This is a genomic window from Acinetobacter sp. YH01020 (assembly GCF_013420275.1).
GTDB classification, from domain to species: Bacteria; Pseudomonadota; Gammaproteobacteria; order Pseudomonadales; family Moraxellaceae; genus Acinetobacter; species Acinetobacter amyesii.
The window spans coordinates 62,631-73,211 of the sequence record NZ_VOYN01000015.1; the positions used below are offsets into that span (position 1 = coordinate 62,631).

General features: G+C 38.7%; 9 protein-coding genes and 1 pseudogene. 5 read left to right on the plus strand and 5 right to left on the minus strand.

Going from position 1 to position 10,581, the window contains the following annotated elements:
• Positions 1–186: 186 nt before the first annotated feature.
• Positions 187–1,407: a L,D-transpeptidase gene (locus FTT85_RS08040; protein ID WP_078191979.1), complete on the minus strand. Its 1,221-nt coding sequence runs from the start codon at positions 1,405–1,407 to the stop codon at positions 187–189.
• Between the two features lie 205 nt (positions 1,408–1,612).
• On the opposite strand from FTT85_RS08040, the gene hemE reads away from it, so the two are divergent.
• The 5 genes and pseudogenes from hemE (at position 1,613) to FTT85_RS08065 (ending at position 7,603) form a co-directional block, all read left to right on the plus strand.
• Positions 1,613–2,683 (plus strand): uroporphyrinogen decarboxylase, encoded by a 1,071-nt coding sequence (gene hemE / locus FTT85_RS08045; protein ID WP_180183281.1) that lies wholly within the window; start codon positions 1,613–1,615, stop codon positions 2,681–2,683.
• A 40-nt stretch (positions 2,684–2,723) separates the two neighbouring features.
• The gene (locus FTT85_RS08050) at positions 2,724–3,515 is read left to right on the plus strand and encodes a DUF817 domain-containing protein (RefSeq protein ID WP_180183285.1); all 792 of its coding nucleotides are present in this window, start codon (positions 2,724–2,726) and stop codon (positions 3,513–3,515) included.
• A 150-nt stretch (positions 3,516–3,665) separates the two neighbouring features.
• On the plus strand, positions 3,666–4,136 hold the full coding sequence (locus FTT85_RS08055; RefSeq protein WP_078190276.1) for a DUF3015 family protein: 471 nt from the start codon (positions 3,666–3,668) through the stop codon (positions 4,134–4,136).
• Positions 4,137–4,245: 109 nt separating this feature from the next.
• Positions 4,246–6,120: a DUF4105 domain-containing protein gene (locus FTT85_RS08060; RefSeq protein WP_373886883.1), complete on the plus strand. Its 1,875-nt coding sequence runs from the start codon at positions 4,246–4,248 to the stop codon at positions 6,118–6,120.
• A gap of 106 nt (positions 6,121–6,226) precedes the next feature.
• Positions 6,227–7,603 (plus strand): annotated as a pseudogene (locus tag FTT85_RS08065) (diguanylate cyclase).
• Positions 7,604–7,680: 77 nt separating this feature from the next.
• Here FTT85_RS08065 and FTT85_RS08070 read toward each other — a convergent pair.
• The 4 genes from FTT85_RS08070 to FTT85_RS08085 form a co-directional block, all read right to left on the minus strand.
• Positions 7,681–8,037 (minus strand): cupin domain-containing protein, encoded by a 357-nt coding sequence (locus FTT85_RS08070; RefSeq protein ID WP_180183283.1) that lies wholly within the window; start codon positions 8,035–8,037, stop codon positions 7,681–7,683.
• Between the two features lie 119 nt (positions 8,038–8,156).
• Entirely contained in the window at positions 8,157–8,705 is a 549-nt protein-coding gene (gene folE / locus FTT85_RS08075) for a GTP cyclohydrolase I FolE (protein ID WP_171262632.1), read from the minus strand.
• A gap of 95 nt (positions 8,706–8,800) precedes the next feature.
• Positions 8,801–9,490, minus strand: a complete 690-nt coding sequence (locus tag FTT85_RS08080) for a Smr/MutS family protein (RefSeq protein WP_180183284.1) — start codon at positions 9,488–9,490, stop codon at positions 8,801–8,803.
• A 111-nt stretch (positions 9,491–9,601) separates the two neighbouring features.
• A partial coding sequence (locus FTT85_RS08085) for a hypothetical protein (RefSeq protein ID WP_218955451.1) occupies positions 9,602–10,581 on the minus strand: 980 nt, incomplete at its 5' end.

The window sequence follows — 10,581 nt, forward strand, 5'->3', positions numbered from 1 at the left end:
CATCCTTATCTTAATTATTGAACATATGCCTATTTTAGGATTGAACTAAATCGGGATATATAGTTTTTTAGCGACAATTCATCCTATTTTTGCAACGCTCAGCCAAGATTGAGTCTTTTGTTATGCATAAAGGCGCAACTATAAAAAAAGCCTGCACGAAGCAGGCTTTTTTAAATATGACTAAAATTATTCTAAGAATTTAACAGTCACACCAGATTTCACTTTCTTACCTAAGTCATTTGCATCCCAGTTGGTCAAACGAATACAACCGTGTGACGCAGTTTTAGAGATTGCAGATGGGTTCGGAGTACCGTGTATACCAAATGATTTTTTGCTCAAACCAATCCAGATATTACCAACAGGACCATTTGGACCAGGTGGTAAAGACAATGGTTTTCTGTTGTTGCCTTGAACAAAGTTAGAAGGTGAGTAGCTGTACCAAGGGTTTGGTGCAACACCTGTTACTTTATATGTACCTGTAGGTGATGGTGTATCTGAACTACCAATCGTTGCCGGGAATGAACCGATCATTTGGTTGCGGCTATTAAACAAGTAAAGTTGTTTCGCGCCTTTATGTGCAACGATCAGGTGAATATCTTCAGGAACTTCGTTACGAATATTCGCTACTAAGATTTTTTCACCAGCTTTTTTAAATGTCGCTTTTGGATTCAACTTTTTCAAAAAGTCTTCGTCCATGTGGAATTTTTCACCTAACATTTCAGTCACACGTGTGTAGTACAAGCCTTTCATTTTTGCTTGTAATGCATAGTCGTGTGGAATTGATGCTGCATAAGGACCTTTCAAGTCTGCATCAGTCAACGTGTATTCAATGAATGCAGGTTTAGAACCTTGTTTCGCAATCAGCGCATCCCAAGTTTCTTTAGTTAAAGTCCCTGTAGGTTTCAACCCATTCATTTGTTGGAATGAAGCGATCGCCTTTAGGGTGTTTTTACCACTGGTACCATCAATTGCACCCGGTGAAGCATGTGCATTATTGAGCATGACATGCGCACGTGCATAAACAGGGAATTGACCTTTACCAATGTTGTCATACCACTGAGCATTATTTAGGTCATTTAAACCCCAAGCAACTTTGGCAGCAGGCGAAGTTGATGTTGGAGTTGTAGCAGTCGCTGTAGCAGGTGCAGCACCGATGTCGGCTTTAACATCTTCTGATTGTTGCAAGCTGTCTAAAGTTTGCGATGCTTGGTTCAGATCTTCTTGTTCTTGAGCGCTAATCTGGCTAGTTGCAGATGAAGCTTCAGTCGCTAACGGATCAATGGGATCCTGGACTGCAACATTAGTCACTTTTTTTGGCGTTAATGGTTGTTCAGCAGTAGATGCGGCAATAGCTGTACCAGCAAATATGCAACTTAGGCTCAGTGCGAGCATGGTGCGAACGAACATGTAATTCAACCTTAAGAATTATTCATTTACTGTGTATTAAAAACTGGCTAAGTATTACAGAAAAAAAGTGGAGATGCAGTAGTTGTTTTGTGTAAATATCATTTTTGGCACTCAACATGATCGGTTTTTAAATGCTTGAGAAGTTATTATATTTACAACCTTTTTGATATGATGATGCGAATATCGAATTAAGTTGGGAAAGTGAATGACGACCTTAAAAAATGATCGTTTCTTGCGTGCCTTATTACGTGAACCGGTAGATGCAACTCCGGTTTGGATGATGCGTCAGGCTGGCCGTTATTTACCAGAGTATCGTGAAACACGTGCACAAGCGGGTGATTTCCTATCCCTTTGTAAAAATACAGAATTTGCTTGTGAAGTTACTTTACAACCTTTGCGTCGTTATGAATTAGACGCAGCCATTTTATTTTCAGACATTTTGACTGTACCTGATGCGTTGGGTTTGGGACTGTATTTTGAAGCAGGTGAAGGTCCGAAGTTTCATAAAACTGTACGTACTGAACAAGATGTACTGAATTTACCTAAGTTTAATGCTAAATCTGACTTAGATTATGTCATGAATGCTGTGACTACGATTCGTTCAGCATTGGGCGGACAAGTTCCTTTGATTGGCTTCTCAGGCAGTCCTTGGACATTGGCAACCTATATGGTGGAAGGTGGTTCAAGCAAAGATTTTCGTTTTACGAAACAAATGATGTATGCACAACCTGAAGTGCTGCATGCCTTATTAGACCGTTTGGCTGTGGCGGTGAGTGAATATCTTAATGCGCAGATTGATGCAGGTGCCCAAGCCGTACAAATCTTTGATAGTTGGGGTGGGGCATTAGCACACCGTGAATACATTGAATTTTCACTGAACTACATGCAAAAAATCGTGGCAGGTTTACAGCGTGAAAAAGATGGACGCAAAGTCCCTGTGATTTTGTTTACCAAAGGTGGTGGTCAATGGTTAGAGCCAATGATTGCAACGGGTGCAGATGCTTTTGGTTTAGATTGGACTACGCCATTAAATGTAGCACGTCAAACAGTCGCAGGCCGTGCAGCTTTGCAAGGCAACTTAGACCCAGCAACATTATATGGTTCGCCTGAAGCAATCGCGAAAGCGACGCGTGCTATGTTAGATGACGCATATGCCAACGGTGAAAAAACCGGCTATGTGGCGAACTTAGGTCATGGTATTACCCAGTGGGTAGATCCTGCCAATCCAAAAGCCTTTATTGATACGGTACATGAATATAGTGCCAAGTATTTATAAGGCTTTAGGGAAATTGGTTTAGGATTCAACCGTGGTCAAGATGATAAAATCATGTTTTGAGTTCTCTTATAAGGCAGCTTCGGCTGCCTTATTTGGGATATTACTGCTGATCGCTTTTGCATTAACAGCAGCAATGGGAAGTCAGGAATATTTTGGCTTTTTCCGTTATGACTATTTATTGTTTTATGCACTGATCATTCAAGTGTGTTTACTCTGCTTAAAACTCGAGTCTTGGGCGGAAGCGAAAGTCATAGCACTGTTTCATCTGCTGGCTATGGGGATGGAAATATTTCTGACCCATCCACACATTGCCTCATGGCAATATCCGCAGCCTGCCGTTTTCAAACTGCTGACCGTGCCATTATTTGCAGGTTTCATGTATTCGGCAGTAGGAAGTTTCTTTGCACGTTCGTTACGTCTATATCAGGTGTCGTTCAGTAACTTACCGCGTTTTGGCAATATGCTGTGCTTAGCCGTTTTGTCATATCTTAATTTTATGACCAAATTTTTTGTGCCAGATATTCGTATGCTTTTGTTTGCTTGGAGTGTGGTGATCTTTTGGAAAACCAAGCTCAGTTTTCAATTACAAAATCATGTGATTCAGTTGCCCATGTTACCAGTACTGTTGATTTTGGCATTTTTGATTTGGATTGCAGAAAATATCAGTACCTTCTATCAAATTTGGCTATACCCAAGTCAGGTCGATGCATGGCATATGGTCGGTTGGGGGAAACTTGGTTCTTGGTATTTGTTGCTATTACTCAGTCTGGTTTTAGTACTCAAAATCCTTGGAAAACGTGATGAAAATGGTACTTGGTTGCTCAAAAAATAGTGAAAAAGAACGTATTATTTTTAGCCAAAAGTTTTAGATGAAAATGTTTTGCCTTATCTAAAAGATCAAGTTAATCTACAGGTGTGTAATCAAAATTACACATGTTTTAATAATTAAAAACAATGGAATAAAATTCCCTGGAGAAGTGCTATGTTAAAAAAATTAGCTTTAGTTGCAGTCGTTGCACTAGGTTCTACAGCTGCTTTTGCTGACCGTGACGTAGGTTGTGGTGTTGGTTCTCAAGTTTGGGCGGGTCAATCAGGTAAAATTCCTAAAATTTTAGCTGCGACTACCAACGGTATTTTTACTAACCAGTTACTTGGTATTACCTTTGGTACTTTAGGTTGTAGCGGTACAGGTACAGTAACTGCTCAAGCGGTAACATTTACCAATGAAAATGCTGAATCACTTGCTCGTGATATGGCAGTTGGTCAAGGTGAGAGCCTGAATGTTTTGGCTGAGCTTTTAAACATCCAATCAACAGATAAAGCACGTTTCTTTGCTGTGTCTAAAGCAAATTTTGCTGAAATCTATTCAGCTGAAAACCAGTCTTCTTTACAAGTACTTGCTTCATTACAAAGCGTAATGGCGAAAGATGAAGTACTTAAAGCATACGTTTAATCGATGCTTTTAAAACCCTGTCTCTCGGCAGGGTTTTTTATTATCTAAAATATATAAAAATGGATTTGAATATAACTGAATGAAATCAATTGCTTTATTTTGTACTTTTATGATTCCGAGCATCTTATATGCTCAGCAAGTTGTAGATCCAAACCTCTCTAAAACCGTAGAGCTACAGCGATATATTGAACTTGCACAATCAAAAAAACTGTCTGAACACATCAGTTGGCAGCGACTTTTATATACAGATCATAAAGGACAAAGTGAAGTTGCCTATAAAGGTTACTTTTTGGCCGAAAATGGCCGTCAAAATGCCCAAGCTGAATTAGAGGCAGATGTCGCAGCATTGTTTCAAACCGCCGAACCTAATCAAGCCTTTCGTTGTCGTTTCCCAGCGCGTAGTCAGTGGCTGATGCAAGAGTTATCCATCCGTTCAGAGCAGTTACCTGCGGTAAGTTGCCCTGAGTTTGATGAATGGTTTGGAAAAATTAAGCCTTATAAAGCGACATTAATCTACGCCACAGACTTTATGGGTAATCCAAGTTCTATGTTTGGACATACCTTATTGCGTCTCGATCCGAAAGATCAGAAAGAATTAAATCTGGTTTCTTACGCCATTAATTATGCAGCCACAGTTGCTGGAGAAGATAACTGGTCTTATGCATGGAAAGGATTAACAGGGCAATATCCTGGCGAATATTCCTTGATGCCGTACTACCGTAAAGTGAAAGAATATGGTGATTTTGAAAGTCGTGATTTGTGGGAATATGAGCTAGCACTAACCGAGCAAGAAACCAGTTATTTGGTTAAACATATTTGGGAAATGCAAAATGTAAGTTTTCCCTATTATTTCGCCAGTGATAACTGTGCATATCGATTATTGGGCTTAATGGATTTGGTTCGCCCGACACTGAATTTAACCGAAAAATTTAAAGTTGCTTCCATTCCCGTTGAGACGATCAAAGCGATCAATGATGAACAACTGATTCGAGCAGCGGTTTATCGTCCTGCATTAGAAACGCAGCTTTTGTCACAAGCGCAGCAACATGGATATCGTTTAGCACGCGAAGCGCATAAACTCGCTGAAATTAAACCTGAGAACATGTCTACAGCACTCTCTCAGTTTAATGAAGTAGAGCAAGCGAAAATATTAGAAATGGCGTATGACCATCTGTATTTATTGCTGATTGGAAGAAAGGTGAGTGCGGAAGAAACACAGCCTAAATTACGTAAAATCTTGGCCTTACGTAGTCAATCTTCGCAACCAAAACAACGAACTGAACCTAAGCAGCCAAGTCTAGACCCAGTCAATGGACATCATGCGCGAAATTTTTCAGCTACAGTAGGCGAAGTTCAAGGTGAAAAATACATCGAACTCGGTCATCGTCAGGCTTATCATGATTTGATCGATCCGCAAGGTGGCTTTCGGATTGGAACGCAGCTGATGTTTTGGGATGGCTCGATCCAATATCGAGACGACCAACTCAAACTCAATCATTTTGATTTTTTATCGGTCAATTCTTACAACCCGATCACGCCATTTAAAACACCGCTAACTTGGGGTTTTAATTTTGGCTGGCAGCAAGTGTCTGTAGATGCAGGTCAATTTAGCGAAACGAAACAACATGGTGTTGCTGAATTAAAAGCGCAATCCGGTTATAGCTGGGCTAATCAAGAACGTACGCATTTGTGTTATGTACAGTCTCAAATGCAGGTGCAGGGCGGCAAGTCACTCGATCAGAGATGGAGAGTTGGACTTGGGCCGACACTGGGTTGTCAAAATATTTGGTCTGAACGATTCAACAGTCTAGTTCAGGCAGAGCTTCCGTATTGGCAAGATGCACATCAATGGAATCTGAAACTCGATGCTGAATTACAATATATCGTTAACCAGCAAAATGCGTTAAGACTTGGCTATGAATACCAGCAACAAGATGATCAAGATTGGAATAAATTGAAATTGAGTTATGTATTTTTTTATTAATTTTTAGAATAGATAAAATATGAAATATCAAATAAATTTGTTTTTTTATGTAAGTAAAGCAAGGTATGATTGCTAACTTTGTAATAGCTGTGGTTTGTGTCACCAAATGAATCAAGAATATATTACAGGTCTAAGTCAGGCTTGGAAAGATATTTGTGATCAATATACTGAAAATGAACATCTTGCAGCATTGCAATTTATCCAAAGGCATGTTGAAAATTTAGTTACTGTTTTTTATGAAAAAATGTCGAGTGAGCCTGAGTCGGCTGAGTTTTTTAAAGACGATATTATTCAAAAAAGGCTCATCGACACCATTAAGAAATGGTTATTAGAAACATTTAATGTCGCACTGAATGGTGAATTTGAAAGCTCAGTCAAAAGACAACAGAAAGTTGGAATGGTACACGCGCGTGTTGGTATTCCGTCATGGTTCATCATGCGTGGTGTACGTGAAATAGAACGTAAAATATTTGAAATTTTAGAGTTAAACCAAACAAAAAATATTCTCCATATGTGTGGTTATATTGTACAAATTATGGGGTTCAGCACTGAAATCATGTGCCGATCTTATGAGATCAATACGGAAAAAAACCAATAAACAAAACACAATTATCGCTTATTTTCTGCGATGCAAGATGTAGCAGTGCATAAAGATAAACAACGGGGTTCATTGCTCGATTGGGAAAATGAACTGATGTTTAAAATCTTTTCGGGCAATGTTGGTTTTTATCATCCCTTATTTTCAAAATCAGAGTTTGGGCTATGGTTCATTCATAAAGCGGCATATGCTTTTTCAGGTTCAGATCAGGTGCAACTGATTATTGACCGAATTTATGAAGTCGATCAATTAACCCAGCAAACGATGCAGATGACGGAAAAAGATCAGCTGCAACAGTTGATTCAACAGATTCGTGAATTGAACCGTGAAATTCAGCATTTAGTCGATCAACTATTTCAAGTGGCTGAATATATTGAGTCTGGCAATGATTCTTTGACTCAACTCCTAAACCGTCGTTATCTCAGTACGATAATTTCACGTGAAATTACCTTTGCGCGGCAAAATGAAACGCCGTTGTCTTTGCTCGCCTTTGACGCGGACTATTTTAAAATGATCAATGATAAGTTTGGTCATGCGGCAGGTGATCTTGCGCTCAAATTTATTGCCGAAGCCTTACAGCGTTATAGTCAAGGTAGCGATTATGCATTCCGTATCGGTGGGGAAGAGTTCTTATTACTCTTGGTGGATACTGGTGTAAACCGTGCGATGAAAATTGCAGAAAATATTCGCCAATATATTGAAAAGGGTTTGATAAGAACGGCACAAGGTCAGCAATTTAGTTTTACCGTAAGCATTGGTTGTGTGCAGTATGATGGACATCCTGATTATCAGCGCTTCTTAGATGCAGCAGATCATGCGCTGTATGCGGCAAAAAATAATGGTCGAAACTGTATTCAAGTCACAAAGCATTTGTCGTATATCTAATTTATCCTGAGAATAAAAAACTCCCATATGTGGGAGTTTTTTATGGGGAAATTCGTTTATGCGAGATGTACCGTAATTTAAACTTCGACAACTACATAGTATTTTTTGACGGCTTCAACAACTTCAAACTTGCCCTGAAACGATGGGGGAATAATGCCCGCTTGGCCAGCAGAAACTTCGATATACCCGCCTTGTTGATCATGAATACGTACTAATCCTTCAAGGATAGTAAAAAACTCTTGTTTGTTCGGTGCAAAGACAATATTCCATGCGCCAACTTCACATTGCCAAATCCCGCAGTCCATATTGGGGTGTACATACAGGCTTGCAGTTTCACGTTTAGGATTGCCCTGAACCAAACGGTCTGGGCGAGGGTAATCTATGCTGTGATCGGCTTGCGCTAAACCCTGACCAGCAATATATACATCTGACATGATTCATCCTGAAAATAGTGCTTTGCTATCAAAGCAAATGATTTGCGACATTAAAACACAAATAAAAAAAGCCTCAAGAGTTTGAGGCTTTTTTATGAGTGCTAACGCTGAATGTTCTATTAATAGCTTTCAGGTACAGCACTTAGGAATTCACGGCGTTCTTCTTTATTGGTTTTAAAGTCACCGACAAAAGAAACGGTACGTGTTGTAGACTCTTGTTTACCTACACCGCGCATCATCATGCACATGTGAGCTGAATCAATCACCACAGCAACACCACGCGCACCGGTCACTTCAGCCACAGCTTCAGCAATCTGCTGGGTGAGGTTTTCCTGAATTTGTAAGCGACGGGCAAACATTTCTGTAATACGTGCGAATTTTGATAAACCTAAAACATTGCCTTCTGGGAGATAAGCAATATGTACACGGCCATAAAAAGGCAATAAATGGTGCTCACACAAAGAATAGAATTCGATATTCTTAACTAAGACCATTTCACGGTTATCGGATGGGAAAACCGCATTGTTGGTCACTTCTTCAAGTGTCTGGCTATAACCAGAAGTAAGATATGAAAAAGCTTTAGCAGCACGCATAGGCGTATCTTTAAGACCTGGGCGATTCAGATCTTCACCAACGGCAGTTAGGATATTTGCGTAGGATTGCTGCATAGACATAAGACGTGTTCACTTACACTGAGAGATTGAACAAGGACGGCATTGTAGCAGAAAACTATTACAATGCCTTCTTTTGGAGTTAAATCCGATTATTGTTTAAACTGTGGGCTCTTTTCTGCACGTTTAAGCAGAACCAGTACAGCACCTGTACCGCCTTGTTTTTCTGGGGCGCTCACAAATGCCAATACATCACGATGTTGACGTAACCAACTATTTACATAAGTTTTTAAAATTGCTTCTGGTCCTTTGCCATGCACAATTTTAATGACGTTTTGATTGTCATCTTTCGCCATTTGAATGATTTGCAGCACAGCCGAACGAGCTTCTTCTACAGTGCAACCGTGTAAGTCGACTGCTTCGAACCAACGTAGATTACCGGCTTTTAAATCTTCAAAAACTTTATGCTGTAAGGTTGCAATGCGATAGCTTAAGGCCGCTTGGCTGGCAACAGGGTTGAGCATCGCTTGCGTATCAGAAAGTAATGCATCATCTGTTTCCATAGGACCAATTGCAGCAGCACGTTTAGCCAACGTTTGCGCATCAGGTTTTTTACGACCCACTTTTTCCATTTTTGCAATATTTCCTGCATTCATTTTTTGAACACCTTGCATTTGCTTTTGGAAAAGCGCGAAGTCTTCTTCCTGCTCTTGTTCAACAGTCTTTGGCGTTGGCTCAGGCTGTTTAGCAATCGTTGAGGAATGTGGATTCGTAATTTGCTTTTTAAAAGATTTCAGTAGGTTGTACTGATCTTTTGAAAGCGAAGAATCGTGTTTGCTCATAATGAAAAAACGGGAAATATACAAAAATTTAAAGCAATTATAGCCTTAAATGGCACTGATTTGAACTGGAAAGACTTTATATAAAGAAGATCTCTTAATTCATTACAAGTCCTATTTGGGCTTCAAAGTTGAATTAATTAATTTAATAACTTTTTTATTTTTATAATGTTCTGCAAGAGCTAATGCTGATTGTTCTTCATTAAATTTAGAAATACACACGATTTCGGTTGAAGCGCCTTTTTCAAGTAAATAAGAAATTATCTGATATAGATTTAGGCGAATAGCTTTACCTAATGGGGAGCATCTAGTGAAATAATATGTTTGTGGTTCAACTTCATCTACTACAAGTTCATTTATTTTTCTCAGCTTCATTTTTTTGATGAAAGAAATATCTGTCTGCTCGATTGCCGCCATAATTAAGGTGGTATCATAAAATTCATTGTTTTCACCAAAATTTAAATATTCAAGATACAAATTTTTGGCTTTTTCATAATTATCAATATCATTTTTCTGTGTCAGGTTCTTTATCGCATTTTGGAAAAAATCATTCATATCATCAAAATCATTTATTGCTGCATGGAACATGAATAGATTTATTAAATATGGCTCATCAGCTAAATTCTTTTTCAATAAATGAGAATTATCTTTATAAAAAATCTGTTCAAAATGATTTAATTTTTCCATGGAAATAGGGTGAGATTTAATATTGATTGGTTTTGATAAAGAATTTTTATGTTCTTTAGAAATAGAAAAATAGGTTGAATTTTCAATATTCTTGTTTTTAGTATTGACTGAGAAATTAATGACTATTGGTAAGCCTTGATAACTAATGATTTCAATTTGATTATTATTGAAATCATAATTTTTGCCCTTTAGCACGTTAGTATTTATATTTGGAAAAATTTGATTTAGGTCAATCTGCGCAGCAATGATGCCTTCGGGCATAGTGGAAATATTGAAGTAGAGGATATGATTTTGGTCAATATGATACGGTGAGCCAGTATACAGAGTTATATTTTTTGCCCAACTTATCTGGTGTAGTGAAACCAAGATTAATGAAATGAATAGAAGAGTAGAAGAAATAATCGACT